Raw genomic sequence first — 16,107 nt, 5'->3', positions numbered from 1 at the left:
CCGGGTCGTCAGCCGCAGTAGTCGCCGGACTTCGTATCCGGGCCGGTGCCGGCGGTCGCGGCGAGGCGGACGCCGAGGAGACGCCCGGCGGAGTTCACCGTCACCTCAAGCGACGTCACGGACCGCATGTGGTCGTCGCGGTAGGGGTACGTCACGGTCCACATCCCGCCCGCGCCGTCGTCGGCGCGGTCCACCGCGGGCCGCTTCGTGTCGGCCGTGGGGTAGTGCAGGGCCACGTACCGGTCCGCGGCCCGCTCGGCGCCCGCCGCGTCGTGCACGGACCACGAAGAGCCCGGGATGGGCTTCCCGACCGCCGCGGCCTCGGTCCGCGGGCCTGTCGACACGTCGACGCGGAACCGGTCCGGGTCGGGCCAGCTCATGAAGGCGACCCCGCTCGGTTCCAGCTCCGCCCACACCTCCTCGTTCACGCCGTCGATCCCGCACGGCGTGTTGTCCTGGACCCGGACGATCCTGACGTCGTCGCCCAACGCCTTGCGCACCGCCTGCCCGATCACCGCCTGCTGTTCCGCGGACGCCTGCCTGCTCGGCTCGGCGTGGTCGACGACCCGCACGTCGACCACGGTCGACAACACGAGGGCCACGGCCAGGAATCCCGCACCGGTCGCGGCCTGGAGCCAGCGGTGGCGCGCGGGCCAGGGCGACAGCCCCGAACCGGCAAGGCGCAGCGACAGGACCCCGATAGCAGCGCCCACGACGGCGCCCACCACGTTGGTGGTGAAGTCACTGGTGTCGCAGTAGCGGCCGATGACGGGAAGGCAGGCCTGGACGGTCTCGATCCCGCACGCCAGGAGGACGGACAGCAGAACAGGGGGCACCGGACGCCGGGCCGCCCGCACACCGAAGAAGCCGATCGGCACGAACAGGGCGACGTTCATCCACCCCTGGGTCGTCCCGAACGACTCCCACACGTCCTTGCTCACCGTGCATTTCACCGCGCCTGTACCGACGGGTCTGAGCCAAAGCGTCAGGAACAAGGCGGCCGCCGTCGTGGCCGCCCACGCCCCGTAGGTCCAGGGCCGGTCGGAACGGCCACGCAGGGCGACCGCGACGACCCCCAGCACGGCCGCGGAGACGAGGGTGACGAGGAGGAGGTACAACATGTGCCCTCCGAAGACGAGAGCGAACAATGCCGTGCCTTTCGAGCGCGAGGAGATCAGCCGACGGCACGCGAATCGCGGCGCGTCGGCGATCACCATGGCGCCCGCACGTCATGGGCCCTGGTTCAACTCATGACCAAGCTGTAACAGCGCCACGTCGACGCCAGTCCCTGAAGAGCGGGTCTTCGCCCCTGGGTGCGCAATCTTTCCCGGACCGACCTCGGCGATTTGCCGCCGCATTCCGCACCGACGCACCACGCATGGAAACCTGCGGTCGTGAACGACGACGAACCCCCGGTCGAGACGCTGGACGACGACATGCGCCCCTGCGTCTTCTGCGGGCACCCGGTTCCCGAGGAATCGCTCGACGAGTACGACTGCCCCGTGTGCGGCGACCCGGAAGGGCGCGACGTACTGCTGTGAGGTCCCGGCAAGAAGGACGCGCCGGCGCGGGGCCGAGTGGGCTGAGCAATCACGACCGCACGCCACGAGGGCGTGAAATGAGGATGCGGCAGAGTGAGTCAGCCGACTACAACGACGACATGACCGTCTTCCTCTGTTCCAAGTGCGGTGCCGCCATCACGCCGGACCTGGTCCGGTTGTCGGCGGTCCCCGTGCCGACCGAGGACGAGCACGACCGGGACAAGGAAACCCGGCGGGCGCCATCGACGCTGCCGCGCGGCGGCTACGCGATCGATCCCGAGCCGTGGGGACCTCCGTATGTCCTGCAGGACGACCAGGAGAACCCCCGGCGGGCACAGGCCCGCGGACTCGTGATCGGTACCGCGGAAGGGTTCGTCGTCTCGGCAGGCTGCCGGGACACGGTCGTGGTGAACCCGGAGGATGCCCGGGGGCTTCAGCCGCTGCCTGGCGGGAGGAACAGCAGCGACTGCTGCGGCCCGGCGGGGAACCAGGGCCTGAACCGGGCCTGCCCCTGCGGTGCTCCGGTCGCGACGCTCGCGGCGGACTGCTCCGGCCCGTTCGAACTTCACCTCGATCCCGTCCGGGCCTACGCGTACTCCCCGGGAACGTGAGGCGATGATGGTCGGCATGGCACCGGAGTCGAAGCCCGCGCCGCCCCCCGCGTCGACGCACCAGACCGCGCTGACCGATGGCGTGGCCTCGGTCTTCACATGGGACGAGAACGCGCGCATCGAGGTGCGCGACCTCGGACGCGAGATCGTCATCGAGGCGAACGCCGACGGGCTCAGAACCCTCGCACGCCATTTGCTCACGCTCGCCGACAACGGCACCCCTGACAGTGCGCACCTGCACCTTGAGGCCGGGGTGGGGCTGGTGGAGGGATCCGTGGGTCTGGTCCTGGAGCGATGCGACGACGAGTAACGTCCGTGCGGGCTGATCCAAGGCGCTCGTTGTCACATGCCGGAAACATACGCCGCGACGATCCGCCAGTAGGGTCCCGGCATGCTCCTTTTCCATTTCACGCGGCCGGGGCTGTGGCCGCTGATTTTGGCGGACGCGGAGATCAGGGCGACCTGGCCGGAGGAGCTGGACGGCGTACCGGAACTGGCGCGGACCGTGCACCTGACCGCCGATCCGAGTCCGGGGTCGCTGCCGGGGGCCTTCCGGGACCGCACCGTGCGGTTCACGGTGGAGGTTCCCGCGCCGGAGGCGCAGCGGTGGCATGCCTGGGCGGGTACGAGGCTGCCCGCGGGGTCCGCGGAGGCGCTCGCGGCGTCCCGGTTCGACGGGCGTCCGGACGAGTGGTTCGTGCTGGAGCGGGCCATCCCGTCGGCGGAGTGGGTGTCGGTGATCGACCTCGGTGTGATGACCCCGCTCTGGCCGCGTTTGTAGGCCGTCCGTAGGCCGTCACCACGTCGTGGGGCCGGCGCCGCGCCACTCGACGAGGTCGCTGTCGTACAGGTCGCCCAGGCGCATGCGGAGCCCCGCGCGGCGGGCCAGCGCGAGGACGTCCCGGGGTCCGTAGGCGAGGCCGAGGATCCTGCCGTCGCACCGCACGCGGCGGCCGCCGGTGCCCGAGGGCGGGTACACGATCACTCGGCATCGCACCGGCTCAGCGTGGCCCCGCAGGGGCGGGAACGCATCCTGGCGGAATGTCCGGGCGGAGTACCCGGGCGAGCGCCGCGGCCCCCCAGGGCTTACGAATGGAGGGACATCAAAGCGCCGGAGAGAGTGGCTGGGCATGCGCGTTGTCGTGGACCTCACCCGTTGCCAAGGCTATGCGCAGTGCGTGTTCCTTGCGCCGGACGTGTTCGAACTGCACGGCGAGGAGGCGCTGCTGTACGACCCGGCGGTTCCGGGCGACCAGTACGAACGCGTGCGCCAGGCCGCCGCGGCGTGCCCGGTGCAGGCGATCCTGGTGGGCGAGGGGGTGAACGCCGGTGTCCGCTGACCTCCTGGAGGGCCGGATCGTCATCGTCGGAGCGTCGCTGGCGGGCCTGCGGGCCGCGGAGACGCTGCGCGAGAAGGGCTTCACCGGTTCGCTGACCGTCGTCGGGGACGAGCCCCACCCGCCGTACGACCGGCCGCCGCTGTCCAAGGGGGTGCTGCTCGGCAAGGTGTCGGCGGACGCCACCGGGCTGCCCATGCGCCGCGATCCTGACGCGGAGTGGCGGCTGGGGGTGCCCGCCACCGGGCTGGATCCGGTGGAGAAGCGGGTCCTGCTGGGCGACGGCTCGTCGCTGCCGTTCGACCGGCTGCTGATCACGACCGGGACGCGGGCGCGGCCCTGGCCCGTCCCGGAGGAGGCCGCCCTCGACGGGGTGTTCACGCTGCGCACCAGCGACGACGCCGCGCGGCTGGCCGAGCGCCTGGCCGCCGGGCCGCGCCGGGTGCTGGTGATCGGCGCGGGCTTCACCGGTTCGGAGATCGCGTCGGTCTGCCGCGAGCGCGGTCTGGAGGTCACGGTCACCGAACGCGGTCCGGCGCCCCTGGTGGGGGCGCTCGGCGGGACCTTGTCGAAGCTCGCGGCCGCCATGCAGCGGGCCCACGGTGTGGACCTGCGCTGCGGCGTGACCGTCACCTCGCTGCGCGGCAACGGCAGGTTCACCGGCGCGGACCTGTCGGACGGCACCCGTGTCGACGCGGACGTGTGCGTCGTCGCGATGGGCGCGGTCCGCAACGTCGAGTGGCTGGCGGAGTCCGGGCTGGCCGCGGACCCGCGCGGGATCGCCTGCGACGCCGGGTGCCGGGCGTTCACCATGTACGGGATCGTCACGGACGACGTCTTCGTGGCCGGTGACGTCTCGCGCTTCCCGCACCCGCTGTACGAGTACCAGCTGCTCTCCCTCGAGCACTGGCGCAACGCGGTGGACCAGGCCGAGGTGGCCGCGCACAACATGGTCAGTCCGGGTCCGCTGCGGCGTCCGCACCTGGCGGTCCCGACGTTCTGGTCGAGCCAGTTCGGCTACAACATCAAGTCGGTGGGCGTCCCCACCTTCTCCGACCAGGTGGTCGTCGCGCAGGGCTCGTTGGAGGAGCGCCGCCTGGTCATGGCGTACGGCTACCGCGGCCGGTTGACCGCCGCGGTCACGGTCAACATGGCCAAGTCGCTGGAGTACTACGAGCGCCTCATCGAGACGGCCGCCCCGTTCCCGCCCCCGCTGGGCGCGTCGGACCGCCGTATGGCGGCCGAGGTCGTCCTCCCCTCCGATGTGCCGGACCCGAGCCGGCTCTCGCACGGTCCCACGGTCGCGCTCACCGGGTACCTGCCGGACCGGCGGCTGGTCCTGGCGAGGCCCGCCGGGTGACCCACCCCCGCCCATCCACGAGGAGCCACCACGCATGACCGCCGAGACCCTGCTGGAACGGATCACCGATTACGCCAGCCGCCCCGACCCGTACCCGCTGTACGCGGAGCTCCGCGAGGCCGGGCCCGTGGTGCGGCAGACGGACGGCAGCTACCTGGTCGGCACGTACCACGAGATCGTCGGCCTGCTCCACGACCCGAGGCTCAGCGCGGACCCCCGCAACCGCACCACACCGGCTCCGCCGTCCTCGGAGGAGACGCAGCACCTGCCGTTCCTGCGGCTGGACGACCCCGAGCACCACCGGTTGCGCACGCTGGCCATGCGGCCGTTCGGCCCGCCCCACAACCCCGGCCGGGTCGACGCGATGCGCGGGGAGATCATCCGGATCACCGGGGAACTGGTCGAGGCGCTCCGGGGCCGCGACCACGTCGACATCGTCGACGACCTCGCCTACCCCCTGCCGGTCACGGTCATCTGCCGGATCCTCGGTGTGCCGCGCGAGGACGAGCCGCGGTTCCGGGAGTGGACCGACCTGCTCGTCGCCTCCGCGGACATCAGCCCCGGCGAGGACACCGCCGCGCGGGCCGAGGCGGGCCGCAAGGGCCGGATGGAGATGGGCGCGTACCTGCTCGGCCTCGCGGAGCAGCGCCGCGGCCGGCCCACCGGCGACCTGCTCTCGGACTTCGTCAACGAACCGGATCCGGAGCTGCGGCTCACCGACGAGGAGCTGGCGATGACCGCGATCCTGCTCCTCATCGCGGGGCACGAGACGACGGTCAACCTGATCACCAACGGTGTGCTCACGCTGCTGCGCCACCCCGACCAGCTGGAGCGGCTGCGCCGGGAGCCGGAACTGCTGCCGGAGACGGTGGAGGAACTGCTGCGGTACGAGCCGCCGGTGCACCTGCGCGAGCGCATCCCCCTCGCCGACGTGGACATCGCGGGCACCGTCGTGCCGAAGGGGACGTCCGTGATCCTCGCGCTCGCCTCGGGCAGCCGTGACCCCCTGCGGTTCCAGGACCCCGAACGGTTCGACCCCGCCCGCAAGGACAACGAGCACTTCGGCTTCGGCAGCGGCGTCCACCTCTGCTTCGGCGCACCGCTCGCGCGCATCGAGGCCCAGGCGGCGCTCGGCGCGCTGCTGCCCGGTCTGGGTACGGCGACCCTGCTGCAGGACCCGCCTCCCTACCGGCGCAACGCCATGCTGCGCGGCCCCCGTCACCTCACCGTCAGGTTCTGATGCCCCTCGCCCGCCTCAGGCTTCGCTGGTGCGGTGGCGGGCCCGGAAGGCGGCTGCCTTGACGCGGTTCCCGCAGGTCCTCATCGCGCACCACTCACGCCGGCGGCCCCGGGAGCGGTCGAGGTAGACCTGGGTGCACTCCGGGCGGGCGCACTCGCGCAGCAGCGCCCCGTCCTCGCCGCCGATGATCTCGACGGCCTCGCGGGCGACGGCGGCGAGGCCTTGTGCCGCCGAACCGGAGCGGCTCGTGCCGTCGGGGCCGAGCTGCGTCACCACGGGTGCCCGGGCCGCGTGCCGGTTCACCGCGGCGACCGCTCCGACGGGCAGCCGTTCGCCGTCGAGCCGCGCCACGACCAGGGCGTAGATCGACTCCCGCAGGTCCACGGCCGCCGCGAGGTCCGACGCGTCGGAGCCGGGCTCGCGGTCGAGCATGCGGGACTCGACGAACCAGGAGTCGAGGAGCTCGGGCGACGCGAGCTTCTCCGTGGGCATCGCATTGCGTCGTGCGCGCAGCGTGCCCAGGAAGTCGAGGGCGAGCGTCCCACAAGGGAAGGCATGGTTCACATCACCATTCTAACCGGTGATCCACGATTCGTCACTGGCTTGACAGGTGACCTCGCCCCGTGACACGGTCGTCACCGTTCAGAACGGTTACTCATGATGTGGGGGACGCCGCAATGGCTGTCGTACGTTTCCACCTGCTCTCCTCGCTCAGCCCGTCCGAGGCGCTGGCGGTGCTCACCGACTTCGGTCCCGCGCGGGCCCGGAACTGGCCCACCATCGACGCCGAGCACCTCACGGTGCACGCGATCGGCGACACCTGGGCCGAGGTGACCGAGGGCACCGCGTCCGCCTGGGAGCGGGCGCGCTACGACTGGGACGCCGGGACGGGGAGGGTCGCCATCGTCACGCACGACTCGAAGGTGTTCGGCCCCGGCGGCGGCTGGATCTTCCAGCTGACCCCCGAGGGGGACGGCACGAGGATCGACGTCGAGCTCACCCGCACCCCCGGCACGCTCAAGGGCAAGGTGCTCGCCACGCTGCTCCCCGTCGCCGCCGCGTCCCTGCGCAAGTCCTACCGGGAGCCCTTCAAGGCGGTGTGATCACGCCGGCTCCGGCCCGGCGGCGGCTCCGGTCCGGACCGGCCCCATTGCGGGCGGTTGGCCCGATTCCACCCCTCGAACTCACTGTCGAGATCCGGCTACCGTCCGTACACTGACAAGTTGCAGGCATGCGGGCAGTGTTGACCAGGGGGAGCCGCCATGTCCGAGCAACCGCACGGCGCCGCGTACGGATACGGATTCGTCATCCCGCCCATGCCCTCCACCCCGCCGCCCGCGCCGCCGGACGGGCTGCGCGCGGCGGCGGTGGGGCTGCTCAACCTCAGTGGCCTCGGCCTCGGTTACGCGCTGACCCGCCGCTGGGTGCTCATGGTCGTGTGCTGGTTCGCGACCGGCCTCCTGCTGCTGGTGGCACTGCCCGCGGACCCCGACGGCGTGCCCATGGGTCTGGTGGTCGTCTACCTCGTCCTCCTCCTGGCAGCGGCCGTCCACGGCGCCGTGGTCGGCCTGCGCACCCGGCTGGTGTGGCCCGCGGCCGCTCCCCTGGCGATCGCCCTCGGACTGGTGCTGCTGGCCGTACCGGTCAGCGGCGTCGTGCTGTACGACATGGCCCGCGACGAGGCCAACGAGCAGGCGCTCCTCGACCGGCTCGACCAGGCCGACCGGCTCGTGCGGGCCGGCGGGAGCAGACCCTTCGACACGGCCCAGTCCGACTACCGCAAGGCCCTGCGCGAGTACCGGGACATCAGATCCGGCCACCCCGGCTCCCGGGCCGCAGGTCGGGTACCCCACCGCCTGAAGACCTACTACACGACCGTCGGCGCCGCCTACGAGCAGCAGGACTACTGCGCGGCGATACCGGCACTGACGTACCTGCGCACGGTCCCGGACACCGTGGACAAGCAGACGCTCGGCGCGCTCGCCCAGTGGCCCGACGACCGCCTGGCCGCCTCCCTCTACGAGTGCGGGGCGCAGCGACTGGGCGAAGAGGACGCCGGCTGGACGGAGAACTTCGGCGACCTCCTGGGCACCTTCCCCGATTCCGAGCAGGCCGCGAAGGTCGCACCCGCCGTCGACTCGGCCGTGGACAAGGCCGCGAAGGACGTGAGCGGCTCCGACCCCTGCCCCGCCGTCGACCGGCTGCGCACCCTCGGCACCCAGGCCGGAGGCCTGAACGCGGGCGCCGGGGACGTCGGCGACGCCGTCGCCGCCTCCGCCGCCCGGGCCGGGAGGAGTGCCCACTCGGGGGTGTACGCCTGCGGGGTCGACCAGTACAGGGACGGCGACTTCGGCGAGGCGCGGGAGACGATGAACACGTTCGTCGCCGACAACAAGAGCGCGAAGAACCGGGCGCTGGCCAAGAAGTTCGCCATCGCGGCGGAGGTCGCGGACGAGATCCCCGCGGCGGGCAAGCGCCTGCCCACACTGGCCTCCGGCGGCAGCATCTCGGTCACGATCAAGAACGACAGCCCCAACCCGATCACGGTGCTCTACACCGGGCCGGTGACCGGCAGCCTCACGCTCAAGGCCTGCCGCAGCTGCACCTCGTACTCCCTCCTGACGCCCACCCTGTCGGGGTTCAAGCCCTGCCAGGACAGCGGCACGAACTACCCCCAGCGCACCATCCGGCTGCCCGTCGGCACCACGTACTTCCTGCACAAGTCGACGTCGTCCGACGGATCGAGCCCGGCGTCCGACAAGGCCACCCTCAAGCCCGGCTACATCTACACCGAGTGTGCCTACACGACGAAGTCCTTCGGCTTCTGACCGGCCACCGCCCGCCCTCGTCCACCCTCGTCCGCGTCGTCAGTCCGAACCGCCGCCTCCGCCGCCGCAACCGAAGCCGCCGGAGTGGTCGGTGTGGCCTGAGTGGCCGTGGCCGGCACCGCCGTCGGCGCCGTGGCCCGCGTCGCCGTCGGGGTAGTCGGCGCGCCAGCGCAGGAACTCGTGCCTGCCGAACGGGAACAGGCCCTCGTCCGCGACCGATCCCCGGCCGATCAGTCCCGCCTCAGCGGTGAAGGCCGGGACGAGCGCGGTCAGCGCCGGGTCGCCGTAGAGGGCGACCGCGAGCAGGATGTCCTCCTCCGCGAGCCCCGCGGGACCCTGCGGCATCGGCGTACCGCGCCGCAGCTCCGCCAGATACCGGCGGGCGGCCCGGGTCGGACTGACCCGCACCAGGCGCAGCAGCCCCGCCCCGGTCAGTTCGGCCCGCATCCGCGACAGCGCCTTGCGCACGACCGCGCGCCCGAGCAGTTCCCTGATCCCGGCCGGCCGGTACAGCCCGACGCGTATCGCCTTCTCCAGCGGGTGGCGGTGCGGCGGCGGGTCCGCCTGCTCCGGGGAGACCTCCCGGCGCAGGGTGCCCGGCCGCCCGGACTCCACGGCGCCGCGCAGGTGCAGCGCCACCACGGCGACCGTCACGGCGGCTCGCGGGCCCCCGCGCATCAGCGCGATCTCGTGCGGTTCCAGCCGGACCGCCGTTCCCTCGTCCATGGCACCACCCCCGTGTGTGTGCCGGGTACGTGCCCATCGGCGGGGGTGGTCGAAGCCTGCCGGGGCGGGGTTCAGAGGGCGATTTGAGGGTGCCGTAGCGGACGTACGGCCGGTGGTGTAGGCGCGGCCGGCGGCCCTCCACCGGTACGGGGCGGGACGGACGGGGCTGATGATGCGTGTGTAAGGAAATGTGCCGGGGGAATTGCCTTGGGGCGCTCCCCTACGGCAGGCTGTCGCTCCAGTCAGGCCCTGTCATCCGCACACCCGTACGTACACGCGTACGGGGCACCGGAGTTGGCCGGTGGTCGCCGTGGGCGGTCCGAGCCGGTGGGGAGGGGCACGATCGCGTCCGGGAGATCACCGAACGGGCCGCGCTGGAAGGAAACCGTGTGAGCCGGATCTCGGTCCGGGGGATCGCGGTGGCTTCGGCCACGGCGGTCACCTCCGTGGGCGCCGTCGTCGGTGTCGCCTCGAGCAGCCAGGCGAGTGAGCAGCCCTTCGCCGCCTCCGAAGTCGACACCGTCCTGTCGGACATACCCGCCGGCCAGCGGGTCCAGCAGGCGTCCCTGACGCAGCAGGTGCAGGCGCAGTCCGACGCCGCCGACGTCGGCACCAGGAAGTCCGCGGAGCAGGCCGCCCGCAAGCAGGCCGCCAAGGACGCCACCGCCCGCAAGGCGGCGGAGGAGAAGGCGGAGGCCGACCGCAAGGCCAAGGCCGCCGCCCGCGCGGCGCTGGTCGTGAACGCCTCGTACACCGTCGCCGAGGTCCAGGCCATGGCCCAGGCGATCATCGGCGACGCCTCGCAGTACCAGTGCTTCTCCAACATCGTCACCCACGAGAGCGGCTGGAACTACACCGCGACCAACTCCTCCTCCGGCGCCTACGGCCTCGTCCAGGCCCTGCCCGGCTCCAAGATGGCCTCCGCGGGCGCCGACTGGCGCACCAACCCCGGCACCCAGATCAGGTGGGGCCTCAAGTACATGGACAGCCGCTACGGCAGCCCCTGCGGCGCCTGGTCGTTCTGGCAGGCCAACAACTGGTACTAGGTTCCGCCGTGGCGACCACGGCTTGTTCTGCCAGGTCAGCGCACCGATGCTCCGGTCCGGTGGGCGCCGGCGCCCGCTGCGCGCCGGTCCTCACGGTGCGAGGACGCCGAGGCGGTCGGCCGCCTCGATCACCTCACCGAGCAGCCCGAGCCATTGGTCCACGTCGGCGGCCCGCAGGCCCACGTCGAGCCCGAGGCCCTGCCCGCCGGCGAGGTACACCTGGGTCACACCGCTCTCGCGGGCGGCCGCGAGGTCTTCGGCGATCTGCCGGGGTGATCCGCCGAGGAAGGGCCGGCCCTCCCCGATCGGCTCACGGGTGACCGGGGTCGGCCAGGGCACCTGGTTGACCACCATGAGGTCCCCGGGGTCGCGGCCCGCCTCCCGGGCGGCGTCATGGAGCGTGGACACGATGCCGCGCAGTTCCTCCGCCGAGGAGCCGATCGGGATCACGCCGTCCGCGATCCGTCCGGCGCGCTTCACGGCGGCCGGCGCGTTCGCGGCCAGCAGCACCGGGATGCGGGCCTGGACCGGCTTGGGGTTCACCTGAGACGGCGCGATCCGGTAGAACTCGCCCTCGTGCCGGACCGGGTCCGGGCCCCACGCGGACCGCATCGCCGTGATGAATTCCTCCGTGCGCGCGCCCTTGCGGCGGATCGGCACGTTCGCCGTCTCGAACTCGTTGTGCTGCCAGCCCTGCCCCAGGCCGGCGATGACCCGTCCGCCGCTGAACCGGTCCAGGGTCGCGAGCCGGCGGGCGAGCATCACGGGCACGTGCAGCGGCGCCACCAGGATCGCGGTGCCCAGCTTGATCCGCTCGGTCACCGAGGCGATGTAGCTCAGCGTCTCCAGCGGCTCGTACGTCGAGCCGTAGAACTCGGGCAACATCTGGGGTTCGCCCCCCGTCCACAGCACGACCTTCTCCATCGGGCGGAGCAGGCGTTCGAACGTCCACAAGGCGGAGTAACCGAGCCGTTCGGCCTCCTTGGCGACCTTGACGATCGTCTCCGGCGAGGTCTGCGGCCCGGCGGTGGGCAGTGCGAGACCGAGTTCCATGGGTCCTCCAACAGGGGGAATGCGTCAACGGGTTGTCAGGGACCGGCAGTCCCGGCGAGTCAGCGATGCCAGGACACGGCCGGGGATCCGCCCGGGCCCCTGGCAGCGGAGCTGCATGAGGAGTCGCCGAACCGTCGTGTCGCGCCGCGCTGGCCGGGCGGGTCCCCTTTCTTATATACTAGATGACGTGTCCAATATAGTAGATCCCCTGGTCGTGCAGATCGCAGCCCGCATCCGCAGCGAACGGGAACAGCGCCGATGGACGCTGGTGCAGCTCGCGGACGCTTCCGGCGTGTCCCGCGCGATGATCAACCGGATCGAGCGCGCCGAGAGCAGCCCCACCGCTGTCGTCCTCGGCAAACTGGCCGCCGCGTTCCAGGTCTCCGTCTCCGCCCTGCTCACCCCGGCCGAGGCCACCGGGGTGCACCGGGTGGCCGACGCCACGGAATGGCGCGATCCCGTCACCGGATACCGCAGGCGCCAGATCACCGGGCCGAGCTTCCCCGCCGACATCGCAGAGGTCCACCTGCCGCCCGGGGCCCGCGTGCCGTATCCGGCAGCGTCCCTGGCCTTCCAACGGGAGGCCGTCTGGGTGCTCGACGGCAGGCTGACCTTCCACGAAGGCGATGTGGTGCACGAACTCAACCCGGGCGACTCGATCGAAGTCGACGAACCCGTCCCGTGCGTGTTCGCCAACACCAGCGATGCCGAGTGCCGCTACGCGATCATCCTCACCCGGGTCGAAAGGCCGTGAGCCTTTCCCCGCGGCCGGACGGTCAGGTCGCGGGCGGGATGCGGGCCGTCGTCCTCGCCCTGCCGGTCATCGCCGTCGCCACGCGGGCCTCCCGGGCCGGCAGGCTGGGGCCGGCGGTCACCGCGCCACCGACGACCGGCCCGTTGTCGTCGTACGGGTTGTCGCCGGTCGCGGGGAACTGACAGCCCACAGGCCACAGTTCGACGCTGACGGCGTGGTCGCTCGACAGCACCGCCGCACGATGTCACAGCGCAGCCGCGTTACCGCCGCATGCGTGCCGCGAGCTCCGTGACCGCCAGGAGCCGGTCCTCGGTGAGGCGACGCACGTCCCAGATGAGCTCGGCCACGCCGGCGGTGCTCGACGTCGCGGCCGGGGACACGTCGGGCAGTGCGACGCCGGTCAACGCCGCCAGGTCGTCGGAGGGCACGTCGAGGACGGCGCAGAAGTCGGCGAGGAGACCGGCGGTCAGCGGGACGGTGCCGCGGCCCACCCCGCCGTAGGTGGCCGCGGACCAGCAGCGGCCCGTGACCAGGAAGAACGTCTTGGCCGTGGCCAGCCACCCGAGGTTGCGGTTGCGTGCCAGGCCCATGAGGACGGCACCGGGGCCGTCCGGGTACCGCTCGTGCGGCGGCGGCGCGGGGAAGGGCGCCGCGCGCTCCTGCGGCGGCAGTGACGCCACGTACCGGCGCAGGACGGTTCGCTGCCGGAACGGGAGGGCGACGGCGTGCCGGACGAGATCCGGAACGTGACGTCCGGCCTTCGGGTCGACGGGAGCGAGGTCGCCGGGTACCTCGACGCCTGCGATGACGAAGAGGTCCGGCGTGTGCAGCCCGAGCGTGGGCGCGAGCCGCCGGAGCGTGGACGGGGTGGGCGGTCCGGACTCGCCGGCGGCGCCCGCCGGCCGCCGGTGCGCCGTCAGCCGTTCCAGCAGCACCGCGAAGGGCTCACCTGCCACCGCGCTCCCCGCCTGCTCGGGGGCCGCGGGCGGGCCGCCCGCGGCGGCAAGGTCGGGATGGAGGTCGGGGTCCACGCGCCCAGTGTGGCGTCACCGCGCCGCGCGGGGAACACCGGGACGGCCCGCACGACCCCGGACGACGACCCCGGCCGGTGAGGGCCGGGCCGGGGTCGTGAGGTGGGGGTGGGGGTGGCGGTCAGCGCAGCGACGCGGGCAGGTCCTCGCGGTGGACGATGCCCATGCGCTGGGTGGCGCGGGTCAGGGCCACGTACAGGTCGCTGGTGCCGAACCGTGCCGGTTCCACGACCAGGACGTGGTCGAACTCGAGCCCCTTGGCCTCGCGGGGGCCGAGCAGCACCACGGGCAGGGTGAGGTCGGGCTCGGCACCGGCCGTGACCCCGTCGAGCGGGGCGGCGATCTCCTCGTGCAGCGCGTGCGGCGCGATCACCGCGAGGCGCCCCTCGTCGGGGGTCAGTTCCGCGACGGCCCGCGCCACCGCGCCCGCCAGGTCCGCGCCGGCGTGCCGCGTCCACGGCTTCTCGCCGGTGGAACGGACCGACCGGGGCGGCTCGAAGGCGGGGTCCTCGCTGCGTACGACCTGCGCGGCCAGGTCCATGATCTCCGCGGGCGTACGGTAGTTGACGCCCAGCCGCACGTGCTCGAAGCGGTCGCCGACGTACGGCTCGAGGATCTTCTCCCAGGAGCCGACGCCCGCCTCCTCCGAGGTCTGCGCCGGATCGCCGACCAGGGTCAGCGAGCGGGTCGGGGACCGTCGCATCAGCAGGCGCCACGCCATCGGCGACAGCTCCTGCGCCTCGTCGACGATGATGTGCCCGAACGCCCACGTACGGTCGGCGGCGGCCCGCTCGGCGGCGCTGCGGTGGTCGGCCTCCTCCTGCCGGTCGGCCATCCGCTCGGCGTCGATGATGTCGTGGGCGGCCAGGACCTCGGACTCCGCGTCCTCGAACTCGTACGACTCCGAACCGCGCGACACCTCCAGGACGCCCTGCGCGTAGGCGATCTGCTCCTGGCGTTCGGCCTCGGCCGCGGCCCGCGCGGCGCTGTCGTCGACGCCGAGCAGTTCGGCCGCCTCGTCCAGGAGCGGCACGTCGGCCGGGGTCCACTCGCCGTCGTCCGGGGCGCGGCGGATCGCCCGGGCGTCCTCGTCCGGCAGGTACGCCGGCTCGGCGAGGTAGCCGGTGAGGAACTCCTGCGGGGTGAGCATCGGCCACAGCTCGGCCACGGCGGCCCGCACCCCCGCGCTGGCGGCGACGCCCTTGCCGAGCTGAGCGAGGTCGTCCGGGCCGAGGAAGTTGGGGCCGCCGTACGGGTCCGCGCCGATGCGGTCGGCGAGCTGCGCGGTGAGGGCGTCGATGACGTGGAACGCGAAGTACGGCCGGGCGAGGTTGTGCGGCAGGCGCGTCTCGCGGGCGGCGTCCCGGGCCTGGTAGGCGATCTCCCAGTCCAGGACGAGTTCGCCGTCGTCGTGCGGGATGACGATCGGCGCACCGGGCTCGGGCAGTACCTGGCGGTCGCGCAGGGCGAGGGCGAGCGCCTCGGCCATGTCCGCGGCGCCCTTGACGGCCGCCGCGCGCGGGGTGTCGGTGCCGCGGGCGTGGACGCCGGGGAAGAGTTCGGCCTGCGTGGCGAGCATGACGCCGGTCTCGCCGAGGGCGGGCAGCACCTCGCCGATGTAGCGGAGGAAGGCCGGGTTGGGACCCACGATCAGGACCGCGCGCTTGGCCAGCAGCTCACGGTGCTCGTACAGCAGGAAGGCCGCCCGGTGCAGCGCGACCGCGGTCTTGCCGGTGCCGGGGCCGCCCTCGACGACGAGGACGCCGCGGTGCGGGGCGCGGATGAGGCGGTCCTGGTCGGCCTGGATGGTCCGCACGATGTCGGCCATGCGGCCGGTGCGGGCCGAGTTGAGGGCGGCGAGCAGCACGGCGTCGCCGGTGCGGTCCTCGAAGCCGCTGCGGTCGTCGTCCTCGAGGTCGAGGATCTCGTCGTGCAGCTCGGTGACCCGGCGGCCCTCGGTGGTGATGTGCCTGCGCCGGCGCAGACCCATGGGCGTGTGCCCGGTGGCGACGTAGAACGGCCGGGCGACCGGTGCGCGCCAGTCGATCAGGAGCGGGGTGTGGTCGGTGTCGTCCTCACGGATCCCGATGCGGCCGATGTGGTGCGCGGCACCGTCCTGGAGGTCGATCCGGCCGAAGCACAGCGAGCCGTCGACCGCGTTGAGGGCCGCCAGCAGACCGGAACGCTCGGCGACGAGGACGTCGCGTTCGAGACGGGCCTGCATGCCGTTGCCCACCGGGGTCAGCGCGTCCTCGACGCGCCGGGTGGCGACCCCGCGCAGCGTGTCGACCCGCTCGTAGAGCCGGTCGATGAATTCCTGCTCCTTCTGCAGTTCGACTCTTTCGCGAGTTGACACATTCGCTCCCTGTCGGATATGGTGATTCCAGTGGCCCCCAGTGAGGGGCCGTTTCTGTGCACGCACAGAAACACTCAATATACGTGAGGAAATCCCCGTACCGCAATTGCGTACGGGGATTTCCTACGTTCGGGGCGGGGCCTGGGCCTCGGCGCTGCGGCGGTGCCGGAGCGATACCGGGACGATGCCGGGACGCCCCTCCGGCAGGCTCCGGCGCGGGCGGA

At 72.6% G+C, this 16,107-nt stretch carries 19 protein-coding genes; 11 read left to right on the top strand and 8 right to left on the bottom strand.

What is annotated here, in order from left to right; translation table 11 throughout:
- Positions 1–8 precede the first annotated feature (8 nt).
- Positions 9–1,121 (bottom strand): VanZ family protein, encoded by a 1,113-nt coding sequence (locus ACFV3E_RS11595; RefSeq protein WP_500534488.1) that lies wholly within the window; start codon positions 1,119–1,121, stop codon positions 9–11.
- A 273-nt stretch (positions 1,122–1,394) separates the two neighbouring features.
- On the opposite strand from ACFV3E_RS11595, the gene ACFV3E_RS11590 reads away from it, so the two are divergent.
- From ACFV3E_RS11590 to ACFV3E_RS11575, 4 genes are all read left to right on the top strand, one after another.
- Positions 1,395–1,541 (top strand): hypothetical protein, encoded by a 147-nt coding sequence (locus ACFV3E_RS11590; protein ID WP_500371082.1) that lies wholly within the window; start codon positions 1,395–1,397, stop codon positions 1,539–1,541.
- Between the two features lie 119 nt (positions 1,542–1,660).
- Positions 1,661–2,152 (top strand): hypothetical protein, encoded by a 492-nt coding sequence (locus ACFV3E_RS11585; RefSeq protein WP_500534487.1) that lies wholly within the window; start codon positions 1,661–1,663, stop codon positions 2,150–2,152.
- A gap of 16 nt (positions 2,153–2,168) precedes the next feature.
- Positions 2,169–2,462 (top strand): Imm32 family immunity protein, encoded by a 294-nt coding sequence (locus ACFV3E_RS11580; RefSeq protein ID WP_500534486.1) that lies wholly within the window; start codon positions 2,169–2,171, stop codon positions 2,460–2,462.
- Between the two features lie 81 nt (positions 2,463–2,543).
- On the top strand, positions 2,544–2,933 hold the full coding sequence (locus ACFV3E_RS11575) for a hypothetical protein (protein WP_500534485.1): 390 nt from the start codon (positions 2,544–2,546) through the stop codon (positions 2,931–2,933).
- A gap of 15 nt (positions 2,934–2,948) precedes the next feature.
- Here the strand turns inward: ACFV3E_RS11575 and ACFV3E_RS11570 are convergent, their stop codons facing one another.
- Positions 2,949–3,149 carry a hypothetical protein gene (locus tag ACFV3E_RS11570; protein WP_499510265.1) on the bottom strand — a complete coding sequence of 67 codons (201 nt, stop codon included), beginning with the start codon at positions 3,147–3,149 and terminating at the stop codon, positions 2,949–2,951.
- A 133-nt stretch (positions 3,150–3,282) separates the two neighbouring features.
- On the opposite strand from ACFV3E_RS11570, the gene ACFV3E_RS11565 reads away from it, so the two are divergent.
- Genes ACFV3E_RS11565 through ACFV3E_RS11555 form a run of 3 tightly spaced genes read left to right on the top strand, consistent with a single transcriptional unit; the run spans position 3,283 to position 6,089 of the window.
- A complete protein-coding gene (locus ACFV3E_RS11565) occupies positions 3,283–3,492 on the top strand; it encodes a ferredoxin (protein ID WP_500534484.1) in 210 nt (69 codons plus the stop codon).
- Entirely contained in the window at positions 3,482–4,849 is a 1,368-nt protein-coding gene (locus tag ACFV3E_RS11560) for an NAD(P)/FAD-dependent oxidoreductase (RefSeq protein ID WP_500534483.1), read from the top strand. Before ACFV3E_RS11565 ends, ACFV3E_RS11560 begins: the two co-directional genes overlap by 11 nt.
- Positions 4,850–4,883: 34 nt before the next feature.
- Positions 4,884–6,089, top strand: a complete 1,206-nt coding sequence (locus ACFV3E_RS11555) for a cytochrome P450 (protein WP_500534482.1) — start codon at positions 4,884–4,886, stop codon at positions 6,087–6,089.
- Positions 6,090–6,104: 15 nt separating this feature from the next.
- On the opposite strand, the gene ACFV3E_RS11550 is transcribed toward ACFV3E_RS11555, so the two are convergent.
- Entirely contained in the window at positions 6,105–6,653 is a 549-nt protein-coding gene (locus ACFV3E_RS11550) for a CGNR zinc finger domain-containing protein (RefSeq protein ID WP_500534481.1), read from the bottom strand.
- A 113-nt stretch (positions 6,654–6,766) separates the two neighbouring features.
- Between ACFV3E_RS11550 and ACFV3E_RS11545 the strand changes: the two genes are divergently transcribed.
- Both ACFV3E_RS11545 and ACFV3E_RS11540 read left to right on the top strand, forming a co-directional pair.
- Positions 6,767–7,192 (top strand): hypothetical protein, encoded by a 426-nt coding sequence (locus ACFV3E_RS11545; protein WP_500371074.1) that lies wholly within the window; start codon positions 6,767–6,769, stop codon positions 7,190–7,192.
- Positions 7,193–7,351: 159 nt separating this feature from the next.
- A complete protein-coding gene (locus ACFV3E_RS11540; protein WP_500534480.1) occupies positions 7,352–8,917 on the top strand; it encodes a hypothetical protein in 1,566 nt (521 codons plus the stop codon).
- A 39-nt stretch (positions 8,918–8,956) separates the two neighbouring features.
- Here ACFV3E_RS11540 and ACFV3E_RS11535 read toward each other — a convergent pair whose 3' ends face one another.
- Positions 8,957–9,718: a TIGR04222 domain-containing membrane protein gene (locus ACFV3E_RS11535; protein WP_500534663.1), complete on the bottom strand. Its 762-nt coding sequence runs from the start codon at positions 9,716–9,718 to the stop codon at positions 8,957–8,959.
- A 314-nt stretch (positions 9,719–10,032) separates the two neighbouring features.
- Here ACFV3E_RS11535 and ACFV3E_RS11530 point away from each other — a divergent pair, with 314 nt between their 5' ends.
- Positions 10,033–10,689 carry an aggregation-promoting factor C-terminal-like domain-containing protein gene (locus tag ACFV3E_RS11530; protein WP_500534479.1) on the top strand — a complete coding sequence of 219 codons (657 nt, stop codon included), beginning with the start codon at positions 10,033–10,035 and terminating at the stop codon, positions 10,687–10,689.
- A 90-nt stretch (positions 10,690–10,779) separates the two neighbouring features.
- Here the strand turns inward: ACFV3E_RS11530 and ACFV3E_RS11525 are convergent, their stop codons facing one another.
- Positions 10,780–11,742 (bottom strand): TIGR03619 family F420-dependent LLM class oxidoreductase, encoded by a 963-nt coding sequence (locus tag ACFV3E_RS11525; protein ID WP_500534478.1) that lies wholly within the window; start codon positions 11,740–11,742, stop codon positions 10,780–10,782.
- A gap of 187 nt (positions 11,743–11,929) precedes the next feature.
- Between ACFV3E_RS11525 and ACFV3E_RS11520 the strand changes: the two genes are divergently transcribed.
- The gene (locus ACFV3E_RS11520; RefSeq protein WP_500534477.1) at positions 11,930–12,496 is read left to right on the top strand and encodes a helix-turn-helix domain-containing protein; all 567 of its coding nucleotides are present in this window, start codon (positions 11,930–11,932) and stop codon (positions 12,494–12,496) included.
- 22 nt (positions 12,497–12,518) lie between these two features.
- On the opposite strand, the gene ACFV3E_RS11515 is transcribed toward ACFV3E_RS11520, so the two are convergent.
- From ACFV3E_RS11515 to ACFV3E_RS11505, 3 genes are all read right to left on the bottom strand, one after another.
- The gene (locus ACFV3E_RS11515) at positions 12,519–12,728 is read right to left on the bottom strand and encodes a hypothetical protein (protein WP_500534476.1); all 210 of its coding nucleotides are present in this window, start codon (positions 12,726–12,728) and stop codon (positions 12,519–12,521) included.
- A 28-nt stretch (positions 12,729–12,756) separates the two neighbouring features.
- Positions 12,757–13,527, bottom strand: a complete 771-nt coding sequence (locus ACFV3E_RS11510) for a hypothetical protein (protein ID WP_500534475.1) — start codon at positions 13,525–13,527, stop codon at positions 12,757–12,759.
- Between the two features lie 121 nt (positions 13,528–13,648).
- Entirely contained in the window at positions 13,649–15,859 is a 2,211-nt protein-coding gene (locus ACFV3E_RS11505; protein ID WP_500534662.1) for a HelD family protein, read from the bottom strand.
- Between the last annotated feature and the right edge of the window lie 248 nt (positions 15,860–16,107).

This window comes from Streptomyces sp. NPDC059718, from assembly GCF_042733315.1.
Classification (GTDB): Bacteria; Actinomycetota; Actinomycetes; order Streptomycetales; family Streptomycetaceae; genus Actinacidiphila.
This window is presented reverse-complemented; position numbering and strand designations above follow the sequence as displayed.